Source organism: Rhodopseudomonas sp. B29, assembly GCF_000333455.1.
GTDB lineage: Bacteria > Pseudomonadota > Alphaproteobacteria > Rhizobiales > Xanthobacteraceae > Rhodopseudomonas.
In genome coordinates, this window is record NZ_BADD01000366.1 from 1 (window position 1) to 19,111 (window position 19,111).

The following is a 19,111-nucleotide window of genomic DNA, read 5'->3' on the forward strand; positions in this document are numbered from 1 at the left end:
AGCCGCAGGACATGCCGCTGTATTCGCCGGTGCCGGATGAAGCCGCTTCGTGGTCGACGCTGCTGTATCAGCCGCTCGGCTCGGTGGCGCCGGCGGCCAATTTCATCGTGTCGGACAGCGACTTTGTCGAAGTCCTGACCGAGATCGACATCCAGACTCCGATCCCGCAGCCGGTGCAACAGATCCGCACCGACCGCCACCTCCTGTTCCTTGGCTGTCGTTTCGACAGCCAGCTCGACCGGGTCTATCCGCGCCAGATCATGAAGCGCTCCTCGGACCGCCATTGGGCGGTGCTGCCCGAGACACCGACCAAGAACGAGCAGCGCTTCCTCGACGAACAGAACATCACCCGGCTGGAGCTGCCGCTGCCGAAGTTCGTCGCCGAATTGGCCGAGGCGCTGCAGGGCCACGCGCTGACGGCGTAGTTTCGCCCGTCTGGTCTCGATACATCGCCGCCCGCACGGCGTGCTCCTTCTCCCCGCGCGCGGGGAGAAGGGTGGGATGAGGGGGCGTCTCCCCACGGCCGAGCGCCGACTGTCACCCTCGTTCTCTTAAACATCTCACAAGCGCTGAGCCTCGTGGAGGCGCCCCCTCACCCGGATCGCATCTGACGATGCGATCCGACCTCTCCCCGCGCGCGGGGAGAGGTTAGGCCGCGCGTGCTTCAATGTTTTTCTCGTCATTGCGAGCGAAGCGAAGCAATCCAGCTCCGTGCACTGGGCTGGATTGCTTCGTCGGCTTCGCCTCCTCGCAATGACGGAGAGATGACGTGGCCAATTGCGACGAGCTCTCGTGTAGCTCGCCCTAGCCGGTATCAGTTTGTTTCGTTTCTAACAGCCACCACCCTTGATGTCGTCCGCGCGGGGGCGATGTCGGATTCTAAACATCTGCGTAGTTCGTGCGGTCGTTCCCGCTATCCGTACGAAAAGGCTCGCCTTTTTCGCTTGCGCGAGGCTTGGCACGGTCGTTGCAAAACAGGGATCAGCAAGGCGAGGCATCGTTGACTGAGCATCACGCGAAGCAACGTCCGCATCCAAGCCGTGCGACGGTTTTGAAACGGAATGACGCTGCGCAGTTCGCGCACATCGATCAAGCGGCTAGGTCAACGGAGAGAGAACATGGCACTTCGGCAAATCGCATTCTACGGCAAGGGCGGCATCGGCAAGTCCACCACCTCGCAGAACACCCTCGCGGCGCTGGTCGAGATGGGTCAGAAGATCCTGATCGTCGGCTGCGACCCCAAGGCGGACTCCACCCGCCTGATCCTCAACACCAAGATGCAGGACACCGTGCTCAGCCTCGCCGCTGAAGCCGGCTCGGTCGAAGACCTCGAACTCGAAGACGTGATGAAGATCGGCTACAAGGGCATCAAGTGCACCGAAGCCGGTGGCCCGGAGCCGGGCGTCGGCTGCGCCGGCCGCGGCGTCATCACCGCGATCAACTTCCTCGAAGAGAACGGCGCCTATGAGGACGTCGACTACGTCTCCTACGACGTGCTCGGCGACGTGGTCTGCGGCGGCTTCGCGATGCCGATCCGCGAGAACAAGGCCCAGGAAATCTACATCGTCATGTCGGGTGAGATGATGGCGCTGTACGCCGCCAACAACATCTCCAAGGGCATTCTGAAGTACGCCTCATCGGGCGGCGTCCGCCTCGGCGGCCTGATCTGCAACGAGCGCCAGACCGACCGCGAGCTCGACCTCGCCGAGGCTCTCGCCAAGAAGCTGAACTCCAAGCTGATCCACTTCGTGCCGCGCGACAATATCGTGCAGCACGCCGAGCTGCGCCGTCAGACCGTGATCCAGTACGCGCCCGACAGCCAGCAGGCCAAGGAATATCGCGAGCTGGCCAACAAGGTGCACGCCAACTGCGGCAACGGCACCATCCCGACCCCGATCACCATGGAAGAGCTGGAAGAAATGCTGCTCGACTTCGGCATCATGAAGACCGAGGAGCAGCAGCTCGCCGAGCTCGCCGCCAAGGAAGCCGCCAAGGCTGCCGCGACGGCCTGATCGCATCGCCCGGCCGGTCGCCACGCGCGGCCGGCCACCCCACCGGCGGCCCCGACAGACACGAGGAACATCGATGAGCACCGCAGTCGCAGAATCCCCCGCGGACATCAAGGAACGTAACAAGGCGCTGATCGCCGAAGTCCTGGAGGCCTATCCGGACAAGTCGGCCAAGCGTCGCGCCAAGCATCTCAACACTTACGAGGCCGAGAAGGCCGAGTGCTCGGTCAAGTCTAACATCAAGTCGATCCCGGGTGTGATGACCATCCGTGGCTGCGCCTACGCCGGTTCGAAGGGCGTGGTGTGGGGCCCGATCAAGGACATGGTCCACATCTCCCACGGCCCGGTCGGCTGCGGTCAGTACAGCTGGGGCTCGCGCCGCAACTACTACAAGGGCGTCACCGGCATCGATTCGTTCGGCACGATGCAGTTCACCTCCGATTTCCAGGAGAAGGACATCGTCTTCGGCGGCGACAAGAAGCTCGGCAAGATCATCGACGAGATCCAGGAGCTGTTCCCGCTCTCCAAGGGCATCTCGGTGCAGTCGGAATGCCCGATCGGTCTGATCGGCGACGACATCGAGGCGGTGTCCAAGGCCAAGTCGAAGCAGTACGACGGCAAGCCGATCATCCCGGTGCGTTGCGAAGGCTTCCGCGGCGTGTCGCAGTCGCTCGGCCACCACATCGCCAACGACGTGATCCGTGACTGGGTGTTCGACAAGGCCGCCGAGAAGACCGCCGGCTTCCAGTCGACCCCCTACGACGTCGCGATCATCGGCGACTATAACATCGGCGGCGACGCCTGGGCCTCGCGCATCCTGCTCGAGGAAATGGGCCTGCGCGTCATCGCGCAGTGGTCCGGCGACGGCACCATCGCCGAGCTCGAGAACACCCCGAAGGCCAAGCTGAACATCCTGCACTGCTACCGCTCGATGAACTACATCACGCGGCACATGGAAGAGAAGTTCGGGATTCCGTGGGTGGAATACAACTTCTTCGGCCCGTCCAAGATCGAAGCGAGCTTGCGCGAGATCGCCTCGAAGTTCGACGACAAGATCAAGGAAGGCGCCGAGCGCGTCATCGCCAAGTACAAGCCGCGGATGGAGGCGGTGATCGCCAAGTATCGCCCGCGCCTCGAAGGCAAGAAGGTGATGCTCTATGTCGGCGGCCTGCGTCCGCGCCACGTCATCGGCGCCTACGAAGATCTCGGCATGGAAGTGGTCGGCACCGGCTACGAGTTCGGCCACAACGACGACTATCAGCGCACCACGCATTACGTGAAGGACGGCACGCTGATCTACGACGACGTCACCGGCTACGAATTCGAGAAGTTCGTCGAGAAGGTGCAGCCCGACCTGGTCGGCTCCGGCGTCAAGGAAAAGTACATCTTCCAGAAGATGGGCGTTCCGTTCCGCCAGATGCATTCCTGGGACTATTCGGGCCCGTATCACGGCTACGACGGGTTCGGCATCTTCGCCCGCGACATGGACATCGCCATCAATGCCCCGGTCTGGAAACTGACCAAGGCACCTTGGAGCTGAGCTGAACCTTCACACCGGGCTTCCGGCGCCAGCCGCCGGAAGTCCCGCGAACCAAATTTGGGAAAGACACCACCATGACCGAGACCGCAGAGAAGATCCGCGATCACTTCGATCTCTTCCATCAGCCCGAATATTCCGAGATGATGGATAACAAGCGCGAGAAATTCGAGAACTACGTTGGCGAGGCCGAGGTCGCGCGCGTCTCGGATTGGACCAAGACCAAGGAATATCAGGACAAGAACTTCGCCCGCGAAGCGCTCGTCATCAACCCAGCCAAGGCCTGCCAGCCGCTGGGCGCCGTGTTCGCGGCCGTCGGCTTCGAGAAGACGCTGCCGTTCGTGCACGGCTCGCAGGGCTGCGTCGCCTACTATCGCAGCCACTTCACTCGCCACTTCAAGGAGCCGACCTCCTGCGTCTCCTCGTCGATGACCGAAGACGCCGCGGTGTTCGGCGGCCTCAACAACATGATCGACGGCCTGGCCAACGCCTACTCGCTGTACAAGCCGAAGATGATCGCGGTCTCGACCACCTGCATGGCGGAAGTGATCGGTGACGACCTCAACGCGTTCATCAAGAACGCCAAGGAAAAGGGCTCGGTCCCGACCGATTTCGACGTCACCTACGCCCACACCCCGGCGTTCGTCGGCAGCCACATCACTGGCTACGACAACGTGATGAAGGGCGTGGTCGAGCACTTCTGGGACGGCAAGTCGGGCACCGCGCCGAAGCTCGAGCGTCAGCCGAACGAGTCGATCAACTTCCTCGGCGGCTTCGACGGCTACACCGTCGGCAACCTGCGCGAGATCAAGCGTATCTTCGACAGCTTCGGCATCGACTACACCATCTTCGGTGACAACAGCGACGTCTGGGACACCCCTGCCGACGGTGAGTTCCGGATGTACGACGGCGGCACCACGCTCGAAGAAGCCGCCAATGCGATCCACGCCAAGGCGACGATCTCGATGCAGGAGTTCTGCACCGAGAAGACGCTGGCGACGATCGCCGATCACGGCCAGGAAGTTGTGGCGTTCAATCACCCGGTCGGCATCACCGGCACCGATCGCTTCCTGCAGGCGATTTCGCGCATCACCGGCAAACAGATCCCCGAGGCGCTGACCAAGGAGCGCGGCCGGCTGGTCGACGCCATCGCCGACTCCGCGGCCCACATCCACGGCAAGAAGTTCGCGATCTACGGCGATCCGGATCTGTGCTACGGCCTCGCCGAATTCATCCTCGAGCTCGGCGGCGAACCGACCCATATCCTGGCCACCAACGGTAACAAGACCTGGGAAGCCAAGGTCCAGGCGCTGCTCGATAGCTCGCCGTTCGGCAAGGGCTGCAAGGTCTACGCCGGCAAGGATCTGTGGCACCTGCGCTCGCTGCTGTTCACCGAGCCGGTCGACTTCATGATCGGCAACACCTACGGCAAGTATCTCGAGCGCGACACCGGCACGCCGCTGATCCGCATCGGCTTCCCGATCTTCGATCGCCATCACCACCACCGCGCGCCGGTGTGGGGCTATCAGGGCTCGCTCAACGTGCTGGTCAAGATCCTCGACAAGATCTTCGACGAGATGGACAAGGCGACCAACGTCGCCGGAAAGACCGACCTCAGCTTCGACATCATTCGCTGATGCCGCAGCTTCGGAGAACCTGATCACTTCGGGAGTGTCGCATGAGCCGGCTCGCAGACAAGATTCAAGAGGTCTTCAACGAGCCCGGCTGTGCGGCCAATCAGGCCAAGTCCGAGAAAGTACGCAAGAAGGGCTGCAGCAAACCGCTGCAGCCGGGGGGCGCAGCCGGCGGCTGCGCCTTCGACGGCGCCAAGATCGCCCTGCAGCCGATCGTCGACGTCGCGCACCTGGTGCACGGTCCGATCGCCTGCGAAGGCTCGTCCTGGGACAACCGCGGCGTCAAGTCATCGGGTTCGAAGCTGTATCGCACCGGCTTCACCACCGACATGAACGAAAACGACGTCGTGTTCGGCGGCGAGAAGCGGCTGTTCCGGTCGATCAAGGAAATCATCGAGAAGTACGACCCGCCCGCGGTGTTCGTGTATCAGACCTGCGTGCCGGCGATGATGGGCGACGACATCGTCGCGGTCTGCAAGGTGGCGGCCGAGAAATTCGGCAAGCCCTGCATCCCGATCATCTCACCTGGCTTCGTCGGCCCTAAGAATCTCGGCAACAAGCTCGCCGGCGAGGCGATGCTGGACTACGTGATCGGCACCCGGGAGCCGGAATTCACCACCCCCTACGACATCAACATCATCGGCGAATACAACGTCGCCGGCGAACTCTGGCAGGTCAAGCCGCTGCTCGACGAGCTCGGCATCCGCATCCTGTCGTGCCTGTCGGGCGACGCGCGCTATCACGAGGTTGCCCAGTCGCACCGTGCCCGCGCCGCCATGATGGTGTGCTCGACGGCGATGATCAACGTCGCCCGCAAGATGGAAGAGCGCTACGGCATCCCGTATTTCGAAGGCTCGTTCTACGGCATCAGCGACACCTCGGAGTCGCTGCGCCAGATCGCCCGGCTGTTGATTGCCCGCGGCGCTGACGCCGAGCTGATGGACCGCGTCGAGGCGCTGATCGCGCGCGAGGAAGCCAAGGCGTTCGCTGCGATCCAGGCCTATACGCCGCGGCTTGCGGGCAAGAAGGTGCTGCTGATCACCGGCGGCGTGAAGTCGTGGTCGGTGGTGGCGGCGCTGCAGGAGGCGGGGCTGACCATCGTCGGCACCAGCGTCAAGAAGTCGACCAAGGAAGACAAGGAGCGGCTCAAGGAGATGAGCCCCGACGTCCACCAGATCGACGATCTGCGCCCGCGCGAAATGTACAAGATGCTGAAAGAGGCCCAGGCCGACATCATGTTGTCGGGCGGCCGCTCGCAATTCGTCGCGCTCAAAGCGCGGATGCCCTGGATGGATATCAACCAGGAACGCAGCTACGCCTATTGCGGCTATGTCGGCATCGTCGAGATGGTGCGGCAAATCGAAAAGGCGCTGTCGAATCCGATCTGGGATCAGGTGCGCTCGGCGCCGCCGTGGGAAGAGATCACCTGGGAGAGCCGCGCCGACGCGGCGAATGCGGCGGATGCCGCGCAAAACGCTGCCGCGGCGATGCCCGCAGCGCGGGTGGCGTGAGGAGAGGACGATGGCCAAGATCGTCACCTCGACCAAGTCCTGCACCGTCAATCCGCTGCGGATGAGTCAGCCGCTCGGCGCTTCGCTGGCGTTCATGGGCCTGCGCAACTGCATGCCGCTGCTGCACGGCTCCCAGGGCTGTACGTCGTTCGGCCTGGTGCTGTTCGTGCGGCACTTCCGCGAGTCGATCCCGATGCAGACGACCGCGATGAGCGAAGTCGCGACTGTTCTCGGCGGCTTCGACAATGTCGAGCAGGCGATCGTCAACATCGTCGGCCGCACCAAGCCCGACGTGATCGGCATCTGCACCACCGGCGTCACCGAGATCAAAGGCGATGACCTCGACGGCTTCATCAAGGAAGTGCGCCGCAAGCATCCCGAGCTCGCCAACGTGGCGCTGGTGTCGGTGTCGACGCCGGACTTCAAGGGCGCGTTAGAAGACGGCTTTGCCGCCACCGTCACCCGCATCGTCGAGACGCTGGTCGAAGCACCGGCGCCGGGTGCGGCGCGCGATGCCGTCAAGCTCAACGTGTTGGCCGGCAGTCATCTGACGCCGGGCGATATCGACGAGCTGCGCGACATCATCGAGGCGTTCGGCCTGCAGCCGACCTTCCTGCCGGACATCTCCGGCTCGCTCGACGGCCATTTGCCCGACGACTTTACACCGACCACGCACGGCGGTGTGTCGGTCGCCGAGGTTGCGGCCATGGGCTCGGCCGCACATACGCTGGCGCTCGGCGAACAGATGCGGAAGGCCGCTGTTGCGCTGGAAGCCAAGGCCGGCATGCCGTTCACGCTGCTACGCCGTCTGACCGGGCTCGCGGCCGGCGACGAACTGATGGCGACGCTGGCGCAGATCAGCGGTCGGCCGGTGCCGGCAAAGTATCGCCGCCAGCGCAGCCAGCTGGTCGACGCCATGCTCGACGGCCATTTCTATTTCGGCGGCAAGCAGGTCGCGATCGGCGCCGAGCCTGACATGCTGCTCAACATCAGCGGTTTCCTCGCCGACATGGGGTGCACCGTCAGCGCCGCTGTGACCACGACGACCTCGCCGATCCTCGAGCAGGTCCCGAGCGACGAAGTGCTGATCGGCGATCTCGAAGATCTCGAACGCCGCGGCGAGGACTGCGATCTTCTCGTGACTCACTCGCACGGCCGCCAGGCGGCGGAGCGCCTCGGCGTGCCGCTGTTTCGTATGGGGCTGCCGATGTTCGATCGGCTCGGCGCCGCACATCAGGTCGCGGTCGGCTATCGCGGCACCCGCGATCTGATCTTCAGCATCGGCAATGTGTTCATTGCCGCCATCAAGGAGCCGGATGTGAGCAGCTGGCGTGATGCCGCTGCTCGCCCGGAACGGTTCGATGCGCCGATTACGGCTCATTAGTTCGCAAGCGAAGGAGACTGCCGATGATCAGCAACGGAGACGAGGCATGAAAGTCGCCTTCGCCACCCAGGACCTCAAGCGCGTCGATGCGCATTTCGGCTGGGCCCGCAACATCGCCATCTACGAAGTCACGCCGGACGATTTTCGCTTCGTCGAGGCGGCGCAGTTCGCCGAGGAGAAGGAAGACGGCAACGAGGACAAGCTGGCCGCCAAGATCGACGCGATCCGGGATTGCGCGATCATGTACTGCACCGCGATCGGCGGCTCCGGCGCCGCCCGCGTCGTCGCCGCCCAGGTGCATCCGCTCAAACTGCCGCAGCCCGAGCTGATCACCGACCTCATCACCAAGCTGCAGGGCGTGCTGCGCGGCGTGCCGCCGCCGTGGCTGCGCAAGGCGCTGATGAAGGGCGAAGAGCGTACGTTCGATTTTGCCGACGAGGCCTGACATGACCGAAGCGATTACTGCCGACGCCGCGCTCGACTCGCTGTTCGTCAAGGAGCTGGTGAAGCAGCTCCGCGCCCAGGACACCCACGGCGTCTGGGACGGCAAGTCCGATCTCAAGCTGCTGGAGCCGTTCATCGTCGACAAGGCCAAGCGCCGCGAGATCCCGATCATGGGCGATCCGGATCCGGAGACGCTGTGGCGGATCGAGCTGTTCTACAATGCGGTGGCGCTGTCGATCGAACGCGAGACCAAGGTGATGGTGTCGCCGATGATGAAGATGCACCACGAGGGCTTCGGCCGCATGATCCTGTCCGCCGGCCGGCTGATCGTCATCAACAAGCACATGCGCGACGCGCATCGCTTCGGCTTCGACAATCTCGGCAAGCTGGCCGAGGAGGGCGACAAGCTGGTCGGCGCCGGCGCCGAAATGATCCGCAAATATCCCGACGTCGCCAACCTCTAACGCGAGCGAGACACGCATGTCCGACATCGAGACGCTGAAGGCCGAGATCAAGAAACTGTCGGCGCGCGCCACGACGATGAAGATGAATCTGCACGACCTGTCCGAAGAGCTGCCGATCAATTGGCAGACCATCATGACGGTGGCGCAGGACACCCAGGATGCGTACGCGGCGCTCGATGCCGCGCGCAAGACCTTGAAGGAGCTGGAAGCCAAGGCCGCCTGACGCGGCCGAAGCCAAAAGCCGAATTTCGCGCGGCGAGGGGGCCGCGCTGCAGGAGTAATAACTATGGCGATTTTTTCCACCCGCGACGGCAAGGCGTGGGAGCCGACCTACATCACCGCGATCGACGGCGCCAAGTGCATCGGCTGCGGCCGCTGCTACAAAGTGTGCTCCCGCGACGTCATGCACCTGATGGGCGTGAACGAGGACGGCGAACTCGTCGCCTGCAGTCTCGAGAACGACGATGACGACGAGGAATTCGTCCGCAAGGTGATGGTGCTCGACCAGGCCGGCAATTGCATCGGCTGTTCGGCCTGCAACCGGGTCTGCCCGAAGGATTGCCAGACCCACGTCAAGGCCAGCGAACTCGGGCTTTAAGGAGAGACGCCATGGCCAGCGCGGCGGCAGCGATCGATGCGACGGTGACGGCAGCGGTGCCGCTGCGCGTCGCGGCTTCGAGCTTCGCGTCGTCGCCCGCTTTGGTCTACCGGGCGCTGACCGGCTGCACGCCCGCCGAAGCGTGCATCGACGACGATCGCGCGTTCGATCGCCACGTGCTGGCGTCGATCCTGTCAGTGGCGCTCACCGAGCCGGGACCGGTCGCGAGTCGCTGCGGCCTGTCGTCGGACGAGTTCGCCGCGCTGGTCGCCATGATGTTCCCGCACGTCTCCGTCGTGCTGTCGGTGCTGGCGCTCGACGACGCCGAAGACGACGAGGAAGCCGCGATGGTCCGCGACCTGTTGCTGGCGCATCGCTCGACCAGCGGCGCGATCAGTCGCTGGCTCGCCGCGCTGGTGGCCCGCCGCGCGCTGGAGCCGAGCCATCTGTGGGAAGATCTCGGTCTGCGCAATCGCGGCGAGCTGTCCCGGCTGCTGCTGCGCCACTTCGCGCCGCTGGCCGAAGGCAACACCCGCAACATGCGCTGGAAGCGCTACTTCTATCGCAAGCTCTGCGAAGACGACGGCATGGTGATGTGCTCGACACCGTCGTGCGCCCAGTGCAACGACTTCGCCGAATGCTTCGGCGAGGAGAGTGGCGAAAGCCGCATGGCAATGCGCCGGCGCGAGGTGGAGCTGCGGGCGGCGAGCGTGGCGTGACGAAGCAGCGCCGCTCTTCACCCTCCCCTGGAGGGGGAGGGTCGCTCGCGCAGCGAGCGGGGTGGGGTGGCGAAGAGACAAGGGACACGCTTGTGGCTCATCACCGCGCGCTAATCGCAGAGGCCGTGCCTGCAATTCATGACTCCGGGCCTGTAGCTCAAACGCCGTGCCGGCGGCTCACCCCACCCCGTCACCCAGTCCGCTTCGCGGCCTGAGTGCCGACCCTCCCCCTCCAGGGGAGGGTGACGCCTGCACGGTGCTTGGTGACTAGCTGCGATCCATTGTCGGAAACCGTCGGCTTCGCGACCATGTCGGACCTCCGACATTTGTCGCACGCGCAATAATCACAAGCGTCATCAGCCGCTTAGCAATGCCGCCCGGCGTGGCACGGCGGTTGCAATTCCTGTGTCGGACCCAACGCACGGAGGCCGACCATGATCATCCTGACCGAACAAGCTGGTAACGCCGTCAAGGCCGCGATGTCGCGCGCCGGCAAGAGCGAGGCGGGCTTGCGGGTGATGGTCGAGGCCGGCGGCTGCGCCGGCTACAAGTACCTGATCGGTCTCGACGCCGAGCCGCGCGTCGACGACGCGGTGGTCGAAGCCGGCGGCGTCAAAGTCTTCGTCGATCCGGACAGCCAGCCGCTGCTGAACGGTATGACGATCGATTTCGTCGAGAGCCTGGAAGGCTCCGGCTTCACTTTCGACAATCCCAATGCCGGCACCAAATGTGGCTGCGGCAAGTCGTTCGGCTGAGGCCTTCCAACCGGGACAATCGCCATGCTGCGTGAGCTCGACAGAATCGAAGAGCCTTTCACCACGCCGGCCAATGCCGGGCCGTTGCCGCAGGCCAATGCGGTCGGCAGCTTCGGCAGCATCCGCTGGGGCGATGCGGTCAAGCTGATGCTGCGAGTCGAACCGTCGGGACGGATCGCCGAAGCGAGCTTCCAGGCGTTCGGCGGCAGCTCGGCGATTACTACGTCTTCGGCCGCTGCCCGCATCGTTACCGGCAAGACGCTCGACGAAGCCGCCGCCGTCACGGCCGCCGATATCGCCGAATCCGCCGGCGGCCTGCCGCGCCACAGGATGTATTGCGCGGTGATGAACTACGAAGCCTTGCAGCGCGCGATCGCCGACTATCGCGGCGACAAATCGCTGGCCGAGGCCGACAGCGCGCCGGCGTGCAAATGTCTCGGCGTCGGCCAGATGCTGATCGAGCGCACCATTCGCTTCAATCGCCTCACCAGCCTCGACGAAGTCACCGACTACACCAAGGCGGCGTCGAGCTGCAGCTCCTGCTTCAAGCAGGTCGAAACGCTGCTGGCGCGCGTCAATGCCGAGATGGTGGAAGATGGTCTGATCGAACCCGCCAAGGCCTATCGCCCCGGCTCGTCGCCGCAGCGCGCGATCGACCTCAAGCCGACCGGCGCGCCGGCTCCGGCCGCCAACATCTTCGCCGCAAAGGCGGCGCCGGCGCATCTGCGCGCTGCGCCGAAGTCGCCGCCGCCGAAGCCGGCACCTGTGCCCGGCGCCGCGCAGGTCGATGCGCCGCCGCAGGGAAGTGCTGATCACCGAGGCGATCGAGGAGATGCGGCCGCATCTGCAGCGCGACGGCGGCGATTTGCGAGTTCGTCAGCGTCGACGGCAACATCGTCTATGTCCGGCTGTCCGGCAATTGCGTCGGCTGTCAGCTATCCTCGGTGACGCTGTCGGGCGTCCAGGCCAAGCTCGCCGAAAAAGTCGGCCGGCCGCTACGCGTGGTGCCGGTGTCATGAGCATCGGGGCGCCGCCGGACCTCGTGTATCTTGACGCCAATGCGACGACGCGGACCGATCCGCGCGTCGTCGAGGCGATGCTGCCGTATTTCACCAGCTACTTCGGCAATCCGTCGTCGAAATACGCGCTGGGCGGCCATGCCGCGCTGGCGGTGAAGCGCGCTCGCGCCCAGCTCGCAGAACTGATCGGCGCGGCACAGCCGCACGAACTGATCTTCACCTCGGGCGGCACCGAGAGCATCAATTCGGCGATCCTGTCGGCGCTGGAAGCCGCGCCGCGGCGGCGCGAGATCATTACCACTGCGGTCGAGCATCCGGCGGTGCTGGCGCTGTGTGCCTGGCTGGAGAAGAACAAGGGCATCCGCGTCCATGTCATCCCGGTCGATCGTCAGGGCCGGCTCGACATTCTCGCCTATCGCGAGGCGCTGTCGGACCGCGTCGCCATCGTGTCGATGATGTGGGCCAACAACGAAACCGGCGTCATCAATCCGATCGCTGATCTCGCCGAGCTCGCCAAGGAAGTCGGCGCGCTGTTTCACACCGACGCCGTGCAGGCGGTCGGCAAATGCCCGATCGCCCTGCAGGCGACCGCGATCGACATGTTGTCGCTGTCGGGCCACAAGCTGCACGGGCCGAAAGGCATAGGCGCTTTGTATGTCCGCAACGGCCTGCGCTTCCGACCGCAGATCAAGGGCGGCCAGCAGGAGCGGGGCCGCCGCGCCGGCACCGAGAACGTCACCGGCATCGTCGGCCTCGGCATGGCGGCGGAGCTCGCCGGTCGCGCCATGGCGGACGAGGACATTCGCGTCCGCGGGCTGCGCGACCGTCTCGAGCGCGAGATCCTGGCGCGCGTAGCCGATTGCGTCGCGGTCGGCGCTCGCGCCGATCGGCTGCCGAATACGTCGAACATCGCGTTTTCCTTTATCGATAGCGAAGCGATCGTCACGCTGCTCGATCGCGCCGGCATCGCCGTATCGATGGGCTCGGCGTGTTCGACCGGATCGTTCGAGCCCTCGCATGTGCTGCAGGCCATGCAGGTGCCGGACGACGCGGTGCGCGGCGGCATCCGGTTCTCGCTGTCGCGCGACAACACCGACGCCGATATCGACCGCGCGCTCGACATCGTCCCGGGCGTCGTCGCCAAGCTCCGCGCGATTTCGCCTTTCAATCCCAAGGACACTCCGAAGGAGCGGGCGCAAGCAGCGCCCGGGCATGCCCATGGCTGATCTCGCTGCCAATAAGGTCGTGCTCAACGACACGACGCTGCGCGACGGCGAGCAGGCGCCTGGCGTCGCGTTTTCGGCCGCCGAGAAGCTGGGGATCGCGCGCGCGCTGGCGCAGGCGGGGGTGCCGGAGATCGAAGCCGGGACGCCGGCGATGGGTCCGGACGAGATCGCGGCGATCCGCGGCATCGTCGAGGCCGGCCTGCCGCTGACCACGATCGCCTGGTGCCGGATGCGCATAGAAGATGTCGACGCCGCGCTGCAGGCGCGGGTGCCGATGGTCAATGTGTCGGTACCGGTATCGGACGTGCAGATCGCCGCCAAACTCGGCGGCAAGCGCTCGAACGCGATCGAGACCGTCAAGCGCGTCGTCGGTTATGCACGCGATCATCTGCTCGACGTCGCGGTCGGCGGCGAGGATTCGTCGCGCGCCGATCCGGAGTTTCTGGCCGAAGTGATCGCGGTCGCCAAGGCGGCCGGCGCGCGGCGCTTCCGCATCGCCGATACGCTGAGCGTGCTCGACCCGTTCTCGACTCACAAACTGCTGGCGACGCTGCGCGCCTCGACCGATCTCGAACTCGAATTCCACGGCCACGACGATCTCGGCCTTGCCACCGCCAACACGCTGGCGGCGGTGCAGGCCGGCGCCACCCATGCGTCGGTCACGGTGATCGGGCTCGGCGAGCGCGCCGGCAATGCGCCGCTGGAAGAAGTCGCGGTGGCGTTGCAGCAGCTCTATGGCCGCGACACGGGTGTGGTTCTGTCGCAACTCGGCACCGTCGCCGACATCGTCGCCGAAGCGGCGGCGCGTAGCATTCCCCTCAACAAGGCCATCGTCGGCGAACACGTCTTCACCCACGAGTCGGGCATCCATGTCGACGGCCTGCTCAAGGATCAGCGCACCTATCAGTCGCTCGACCCGCTGCTGCTCGGCCGCGCCAACCGCATCGTCATCGGCAAGCATTCCGGCCTGTCGGCCATCACCTCGTCGCTGGCAACGCTCGGCCTGCGCGCCAGCCCTGAGCAATCGCAGTGCATCCTGGCGCGGGTGCGCCTTCACGCGGTGACGCACAAAGGGCCGGTCGGCAGCGAAGCGCTGGCGGCGATCTGGCGTGAAGTCTGCGAACCGTCGCTGCCGAATTGTGCGTGAGGGATTGATGAGTTTCCCCGTCATTGCGAGGAGCGAAGCGACGAAGCAATCCAGCTCAGTGCACCGAGCTGGATTGCTTCGCTTCGCTCGCAATGACGGAGGATATGTTGTGCCGAGATGACGTAAGGAGATCGAGATGAGCGCCAATCAAGCTGTTACCGAGCCGGCCGGCATCGTCGCCCAGCTGCATCGCGCTGGCTCGGCCGAGGAGTTCTTCCAACTGCTGGGAGTCGATTACGATCCCAAGCTGGTCAACGTCGCGCGGCTACATATCCTCAGGCGGATGGGGCAGTATCTCGCCGCCGAGGATCTCGGAGGTCTGTCCGATGCCGAAGCTACAACGCGGTGCAAGGCGGTGCTGGAGCGGGCCTACGCGGACTTCGTCGCCTCGACGCCGCTCGATCAGCGCGTCTTCAAGGTGCTGAAGGACGCAGTGAAGCCGAAGGCGCCGGCAAAACCCGCCTTCGTCCCGCTTGACGCGCTGAAGTAAGCACCGGCGTACTTTTTACAGACCTTAATACCCATTTCTCCGTCATGGCCGGCCTTGTGCCGGCCATCTACGTTCTTGTCGCGAGCACAGCCTCATGTTGAGGAGGCGCGCAGCGCCGTCTCGAACCATGGCTACGGGTACCTCGTGGCCCCATCCTTCGAGACGCCACGGCTTCGCCCTGCGGGCTGCGCCGCGGCTCCTCAGGATGAGGACTCAGTGCCTTCGGATGCCTTGCGGCGTCCGCCAATGGGCGGGCCGTTTCAGTTCTTCATCGCCCTGTCGCCTTCCCGACAAGTGTCGGAGTTGTCGGATTGCGGCCGCCGCCGCTGCTTCCTTCGTCACCCGACAAATCTCGCAAAGCCTTGTCTCACCGCATGAATCCGCAGCGTGCCGAAACTGGTATGAGGCTTGCTGAGGAGAGGTTGTCGAAAACGTGCGGAGCCTCCTATGCACATCGTCGTCTGTATCAAGCAGGTCCCGGACTCGGCGCAGATCCGCGTCCATCCGGTTACCAACACGATCATGCGCCAGGGCGTACCGACGATCATCAATCCCTATGATCTGTTCGCCCTCGAAGAAGCGCTGCGGCTGCGCGACAAGTTCGGCGGCGAAGTCACCGTGCTGACCATGGGCCCGCCCTCGGCCGAAGACTCGTTGCGCAAGGCGCTGACGATCGGCGCCGACCGCGCCGTGCTGCTGACCGATCGCTTCTTCGCCGGCTCCGATACGCTGGCGACCAGCTACGCGCTGGCGGCGGCGATCCGCAAGGTCGGTAGCACTTTCGGTGCGGTCGATATCGTCTTCACCGGCAAGCAGACCATCGACGGCGACACGGCCCAGGTCGGCCCCGGCATCTGCAAGCGCCTCGACTACCTGCAGCTCACTTACGTCTCGAAAGTGTCTTCGCTCGATCTGAGCGGTCGCACCATTGAGGTCGAGCGTCGCTCCGAGGGTGGCGTGCAGGTGCTGCGTTCGACGCTGCCCTGCCTGATCACCATGCTGGAAGGCACCAATCAGGTTCGCCGCGGCTCGATGATCAACGCCCTCACGGCGGCGCGCGCCGAAATCGTCAAGTGGAGCGCGCAGGATGCCGGCATCGAGGACATCCAGAAGTGCGGCCTGCGCGGATCGCCGACCGTGGTGAAGCGCGTGTTCGCGCCGACGCCGCGTTCGGAGAAGGCCAAGGTCGTCGAGGCCGCCGGGCAGCCGCCGGCCGAAGCGCTGATCGACGAGATTTTCAAGCTGCGTCCCAAGCTCGAGACCGAAATGTCCGACTTGGCGCGTGGGTTCTGATCACCATTTGACGAAGAGGCCGCCTCATGAGCCAGCCAGCCAAGCCCGCCGCCGCCCCTGCCGGGCGCGCCTCCGCCAAGAAGGAGCTGCCCGAGCACTTCAAGGCCTATAAGCACGTCTGGGTTTTCATCGAGCAGGAACGCGGCCACGTGCATCCGGTGTCGTGGGAGCTGATGGGCTCCGGCCGCCGCCTCGCCGACAAGCTCGGCGTCGAACTCGCCGCGGTGGTGATCGGCCCGAAGGGCGAGGCGACGCAATCCGCGGTCGCCGAGTCGTTCTGATACGGCGCCGACCTTGCCTACGTCGTCGCCGACGACGTGCTGACCGATTATCGCAACGAATCCTACACCAAGGCGCTGACCGACGTGGTCAACACCTACAAGCCGGAGATCCTGCTGCTCGGCGCCACCACGCTCGGCCGCGATCTCGCCGGCGCGGTGGCGACGACGCTGCTGACCGGCCTCACCGCGGACTGCACCGAGCTCGATGTCGACAGCGACAATTCGCTGGCCGCGACCCGCCCGACCTTCGGCGGCTCGCTGTTGTGCACGATCTACACGCTGAATTTCCGCCCGCAGATGGCCACCGTTCGGCCGCGCGTGATGCCGATGCCGGAGCGGGTGCAGAAGCCGATCGGCCGGGTCGTCGAACATCAGCTCGGCATGGTCGAGGCCGACATCGTCACCAAGGTGCTGGCCTTCGTGCCCGATCGCGACAAGGCGACGTCGAACCTGGCTTACGCCGACATCGTCGTCGCCGGCGGCCTCGGGCTCGGCTCGCTGGAAAACTTCCAGCTGGTGCGTCAGCTCGCCTCGGTGCTCGGCGCCGAATACGGCTGCTCGCGGCCGCTGGTGCAGAAGGGCTGGGTGTCGTCCGACCGCCAGATCGGCCAGACCGGCAAGACGATCCGGCCCAAGCTCTACATCGCCGCCGGCATCTCCGGCGCCATTCAGCACCGCGTCGGCGTCGATGGCGCCGACATGATCGTCGCGATCAACACCGACAAGAACGCGCCGATCTTCGATTTCGCCCATCTGGCGCTGGTGACCGACGCGGTCCGGCTGCTGCCGGCGCTGACCGAAGCTTTCCGCAAGCGGCTGTCGCCGCACACCCGCGACCGTATCGCGAGCTAACAGGAGTTCGCCATGATCGAAGAACGTTTCGATGCGATCGTCGTCGGCGCCGGCATGGCCGGCAACGCCGCCGCGCTCACGATGGCCAAACGTGGACTGAAGGTGCTGCAGATCGAGCGCGGTGAATACCCCGGCTCGAAGAACGTGCAGGGCGCCATTCTCTACGCCGACATGCTGGAGAAGCTGGTCCCGAACTTCCGCGAGGACGCGCCGCTCGAGCGGCACCTCGTCGAGCAGCGGTTCTGGATGATGGACGAGAAGTCCCACACCGGCCTGCATTATCGCTCGGACGATTTCAACGAAGACAAGCCGAACCGCTACACGATTATTCGTGCTCAGTTCGACAAGTGGTTCTCCGGCGAGGCGCAGAAGGCCGGCGCCATCGTGCTGTGCGAGACCACCGTCAAGGAACTGATCAAGGACGCCTACGGCAAGGTGATCGGTGTGCTGACCGATCGTGAAGGCGGCGAGGTTCATGCCGATGTGGTGGTACTGGCCGAGGGCGTCAACGGCCTACTCGGTACCAAGGCCGAGCTGCGCGAGCGGCCGTCGGCCGAAAACGTCGCGCTCGCCGTGAAGGAGATGCACTTTCTGCCGCGCGAGACGATCGAGGCCCGCTTCAATCTCAAAGGCGACGAAGGCGTGGTGATCGAGGCCGCGGGCACCATTTCGCGCGGCATGACTGGCATGGGCTTCGTCTACGCCAACAAGGAGTCGATCTCGATCGGCATCGGCTGCCTGGTGTCGGATTTCCAAAAGACCGGCGAGACGCCTTACGGCCTGCTCGAGCGCTTCAAGAAGCACCCGTCGGTGGCGCCGCTGATCGAAGGCTCCGAGGTCAAGGAATATGCCGGCCATCTCATTCCGGAAGGCGGCTTCAACGCGATCCCGCAGCTCTATGGCGACGGCTGGGTCGTGGTCGGCGATGCTGCGCAGCTCAACAATGCGCTGCATCGCGAAGGCTCCAACCTGGCGATGACCTCGGGCCGCATCGCCGGTGAGGCGATCTTCCAGGTCAAGTCGCGCAAGGATCCGATGACCAAGGAGAACCTGTCGCTCTACAAGAAGATGCTGGACGACAGCTTCGTCATCAAGGACCTGAAGAAGTACAAGGATATGCCGGACCTGCTGCATATCCGCTCGCAGAACTTCTTCCTGACCTATCCGCAGCTCGTCAACAAGGCGCTGCAGAACTTCGTGCGCGTCGACGGCACGCCGAAGATCGAGAAGGAAAAGACCACCATCAAGTCGTTCATCGCGGCGCGATCGTGGGGCGGCCTGTTCGGCGACGCCTTCCGCTTCGCGCGGGCGTGGCGGTGATACAAACCAGCGTGTGAAGGAGCGAGACCATGACAGTTGAAGCAACGGTTCGCGTCGAGGACAAGCTGTACCAGAACCGCTATCTGGTCGACGTCGGCAACGCCCACATCAAGGTCAAGCCGCACACTAAGCCGTCGCCCGAGCTGCTGGCGCTGGTCAAGGTCTGCCCGGCCCATTGCTACGAGCTGAACTCCAACGGCCAGGTCGAAGTCACCCCCGACGGCTGCGTCGAATGCGGCACCTGCCGTGTGATCGCAGAGGGCGGCGGCGACATCGAATGGAACTACCCGCGCGGCGGGTATGGGGTGTTGTTCAAGTTCGGGTGAAGGCGAGCGAGCACAGGTATTCGACCGACGTCGTTCGCCACCTTGCGTCAATTCCACCATTCTTGCGTGGCATCGTGTCCTTCTCCGTCATGGCCGGGGCTC

Annotated in this window: 20 protein-coding genes and 1 pseudogene; all 21 read left to right on the top strand. The window is 64.7% G+C overall.

The genetic code is table 11. The annotated features are described in order from the left end of the window. A partial coding sequence (locus tag I5M_RS13175; RefSeq protein ID WP_022721825.1) for an SIR2 family protein occupies positions 1-425 on the top strand: 425 nt, incomplete at its 5' end. A 693-nt stretch (positions 426-1,118) separates the two neighbouring features. Beyond that, positions 1,119-2,012 carry a nitrogenase iron protein gene (gene nifH, locus I5M_RS13180; RefSeq protein WP_022721826.1) on the top strand — a complete coding sequence of 298 codons (894 nt, stop codon included), beginning with the start codon at positions 1,119-1,121 and terminating at the stop codon, positions 2,010-2,012. 73 nt (positions 2,013-2,085) lie between these two features. Continuing rightward, on the top strand, positions 2,086-3,549 hold the full coding sequence (nifD, locus tag I5M_RS13185; RefSeq protein ID WP_022721827.1) for a nitrogenase molybdenum-iron protein alpha chain: 1,464 nt from the start codon (positions 2,086-2,088) through the stop codon (positions 3,547-3,549). Between the two features lie 74 nt (positions 3,550-3,623). Beyond that, a complete protein-coding gene (nifK, locus tag I5M_RS13190) occupies positions 3,624-5,183 on the top strand; it encodes a nitrogenase molybdenum-iron protein subunit beta (protein WP_022721828.1) in 1,560 nt (519 codons plus the stop codon). A gap of 41 nt (positions 5,184-5,224) precedes the next feature. Next, complete coding sequence (gene nifE / locus I5M_RS13195) at positions 5,225-6,691, top strand: nitrogenase iron-molybdenum cofactor biosynthesis protein NifE (RefSeq protein WP_022721829.1); 1,467 nt, start codon at positions 5,225-5,227, stop codon at positions 6,689-6,691. A 10-nt stretch (positions 6,692-6,701) separates the two neighbouring features. Beyond that, positions 6,702-8,075, top strand: a complete 1,374-nt coding sequence (gene nifN, locus I5M_RS13200; protein WP_031336267.1) for a nitrogenase iron-molybdenum cofactor biosynthesis protein NifN — start codon at positions 6,702-6,704, stop codon at positions 8,073-8,075. 46 nt (positions 8,076-8,121) lie between these two features. Then, the gene (nifX, locus tag I5M_RS13205) at positions 8,122-8,520 is read left to right on the top strand and encodes a nitrogen fixation protein NifX (RefSeq protein ID WP_022721831.1); all 399 of its coding nucleotides are present in this window, start codon (positions 8,122-8,124) and stop codon (positions 8,518-8,520) included. A 1-nt stretch (position 8,521) separates the two neighbouring features. Continuing rightward, complete coding sequence (locus I5M_RS13210) at positions 8,522-8,983, top strand: NifX-associated nitrogen fixation protein (protein ID WP_022721832.1); 462 nt, start codon at positions 8,522-8,524, stop codon at positions 8,981-8,983. Between the two features lie 16 nt (positions 8,984-8,999). Further along, entirely contained in the window at positions 9,000-9,206 is a 207-nt protein-coding gene (locus tag I5M_RS13215; protein WP_022721833.1) for a CCE_0567 family metalloprotein, read from the top strand. A gap of 63 nt (positions 9,207-9,269) precedes the next feature. Next, positions 9,270-9,581, top strand: coding sequence for a ferredoxin III, nif-specific (gene fdxB, locus I5M_RS13220; protein WP_022721834.1), 312 nt, complete (start codon positions 9,270-9,272; stop codon positions 9,579-9,581). Between the two features lie 11 nt (positions 9,582-9,592). After that, a complete protein-coding gene (locus tag I5M_RS13225) occupies positions 9,593-10,300 on the top strand; it encodes a nitrogen fixation protein NifQ (protein WP_022721835.1) in 708 nt (235 codons plus the stop codon). Positions 10,301-10,734: 434 nt separating this feature from the next. Continuing rightward, positions 10,735-11,055 (top strand): iron-sulfur cluster assembly accessory protein, encoded by a 321-nt coding sequence (locus I5M_RS13230; RefSeq protein ID WP_022721836.1) that lies wholly within the window; start codon positions 10,735-10,737, stop codon positions 11,053-11,055. A 24-nt stretch (positions 11,056-11,079) separates the two neighbouring features. Then, a complete protein-coding gene (locus I5M_RS29700; RefSeq protein WP_244431997.1) occupies positions 11,080-12,003 on the top strand; it encodes an iron-sulfur cluster assembly scaffold protein in 924 nt (307 codons plus the stop codon). Further along, positions 11,964-12,074 (top strand): NifU family protein, encoded by a 111-nt coding sequence (locus I5M_RS33655; protein ID WP_244431998.1) that lies wholly within the window; start codon positions 11,964-11,966, stop codon positions 12,072-12,074. Before I5M_RS29700 ends, I5M_RS33655 begins: the two co-directional genes overlap by 40 nt. Beyond that, positions 12,071-13,300, top strand: coding sequence for a cysteine desulfurase NifS (gene nifS, locus I5M_RS13240; RefSeq protein ID WP_022721837.1), 1,230 nt, complete (start codon positions 12,071-12,073; stop codon positions 13,298-13,300). The genes I5M_RS33655 and nifS overlap by 4 nt, the downstream gene beginning before the upstream one ends. Further along, positions 13,287-14,447 (top strand): homocitrate synthase, encoded by a 1,161-nt coding sequence (nifV, locus tag I5M_RS13245; RefSeq protein WP_031336270.1) that lies wholly within the window; start codon positions 13,287-13,289, stop codon positions 14,445-14,447. The genes nifS and nifV overlap by 14 nt, the downstream gene beginning before the upstream one ends. Before the next feature lie 136 nt (positions 14,448-14,583). Then, positions 14,584-14,937 carry a nitrogenase stabilizing/protective protein NifW gene (gene nifW / locus I5M_RS13250; protein ID WP_022721839.1) on the top strand — a complete coding sequence of 118 codons (354 nt, stop codon included), beginning with the start codon at positions 14,584-14,586 and terminating at the stop codon, positions 14,935-14,937. Between the two features lie 447 nt (positions 14,938-15,384). Further along, the gene (locus I5M_RS13255; RefSeq protein ID WP_022721840.1) at positions 15,385-16,230 is read left to right on the top strand and encodes an electron transfer flavoprotein subunit beta/FixA family protein; all 846 of its coding nucleotides are present in this window, start codon (positions 15,385-15,387) and stop codon (positions 16,228-16,230) included. A gap of 26 nt (positions 16,231-16,256) precedes the next feature. Continuing rightward, positions 16,257-17,363, top strand: a pseudogene (locus I5M_RS29705) (electron transfer flavoprotein subunit alpha/FixB family protein). Between the two features lie 12 nt (positions 17,364-17,375). Further along, the gene (locus tag I5M_RS13265) at positions 17,376-18,683 is read left to right on the top strand and encodes an FAD-dependent oxidoreductase (protein WP_022721841.1); all 1,308 of its coding nucleotides are present in this window, start codon (positions 17,376-17,378) and stop codon (positions 18,681-18,683) included. Positions 18,684-18,712: 29 nt separating this feature from the next. Then, positions 18,713-19,009 carry a ferredoxin family protein gene (locus I5M_RS13270; RefSeq protein ID WP_022721842.1) on the top strand — a complete coding sequence of 99 codons (297 nt, stop codon included), beginning with the start codon at positions 18,713-18,715 and terminating at the stop codon, positions 19,007-19,009. Positions 19,010-19,111 lie beyond the last annotated feature (102 nt).

What these genes read in the sequence shown, in the direction of transcription:
- nifH (WP_022721826.1), top strand. Translation starts at nt 1,119, where the DNA reads ATGGCACTTCGGCAAATCGCATTCTACGGCAAGGGCGGCATCGGCAAG.
- nifD (WP_022721827.1), top strand. Translation starts at nt 2,086, where the DNA reads ATGAGCACCGCAGTCGCAGAATCCCCCGCGGACATCAAGGAACGTAAC.
- nifK (WP_022721828.1), top strand. Translation starts at nt 3,624, where the DNA reads ATGACCGAGACCGCAGAGAAGATCCGCGATCACTTCGATCTCTTCCAT.
- nifE (WP_022721829.1), top strand. Translation starts at nt 5,225, where the DNA reads ATGAGCCGGCTCGCAGACAAGATTCAAGAGGTCTTCAACGAGCCCGGC.
- nifN (WP_031336267.1), top strand. Translation starts at nt 6,702, where the DNA reads ATGGCCAAGATCGTCACCTCGACCAAGTCCTGCACCGTCAATCCGCTG.
- nifX (WP_022721831.1), top strand. Translation starts at nt 8,122, where the DNA reads ATGAAAGTCGCCTTCGCCACCCAGGACCTCAAGCGCGTCGATGCGCAT.
- I5M_RS13210 (WP_022721832.1), top strand. Translation starts at nt 8,522, where the DNA reads ATGACCGAAGCGATTACTGCCGACGCCGCGCTCGACTCGCTGTTCGTC.
- I5M_RS13215 (WP_022721833.1), top strand. Translation starts at nt 9,000, where the DNA reads ATGTCCGACATCGAGACGCTGAAGGCCGAGATCAAGAAACTGTCGGCG.
- fdxB (WP_022721834.1), top strand. Translation starts at nt 9,270, where the DNA reads ATGGCGATTTTTTCCACCCGCGACGGCAAGGCGTGGGAGCCGACCTAC.
- I5M_RS13225 (WP_022721835.1), top strand. Translation starts at nt 9,593, where the DNA reads ATGGCCAGCGCGGCGGCAGCGATCGATGCGACGGTGACGGCAGCGGTG.
- I5M_RS13230 (WP_022721836.1), top strand. Translation starts at nt 10,735, where the DNA reads ATGATCATCCTGACCGAACAAGCTGGTAACGCCGTCAAGGCCGCGATG.
- I5M_RS29700 (WP_244431997.1), top strand. Translation starts at nt 11,080, where the DNA reads ATGCTGCGTGAGCTCGACAGAATCGAAGAGCCTTTCACCACGCCGGCC.
- nifS (WP_022721837.1), top strand. Translation starts at nt 12,071, where the DNA reads ATGAGCATCGGGGCGCCGCCGGACCTCGTGTATCTTGACGCCAATGCG.
- nifV (WP_031336270.1), top strand. Translation starts at nt 13,287, where the DNA reads ATGCCCATGGCTGATCTCGCTGCCAATAAGGTCGTGCTCAACGACACG.
- nifW (WP_022721839.1), top strand. Translation starts at nt 14,584, where the DNA reads ATGAGCGCCAATCAAGCTGTTACCGAGCCGGCCGGCATCGTCGCCCAG.
- I5M_RS13255 (WP_022721840.1), top strand. Translation starts at nt 15,385, where the DNA reads ATGCACATCGTCGTCTGTATCAAGCAGGTCCCGGACTCGGCGCAGATC.
- I5M_RS13265 (WP_022721841.1), top strand. Translation starts at nt 17,376, where the DNA reads ATGATCGAAGAACGTTTCGATGCGATCGTCGTCGGCGCCGGCATGGCC.
- I5M_RS13270 (WP_022721842.1), top strand. Translation starts at nt 18,713, where the DNA reads ATGACAGTTGAAGCAACGGTTCGCGTCGAGGACAAGCTGTACCAGAAC.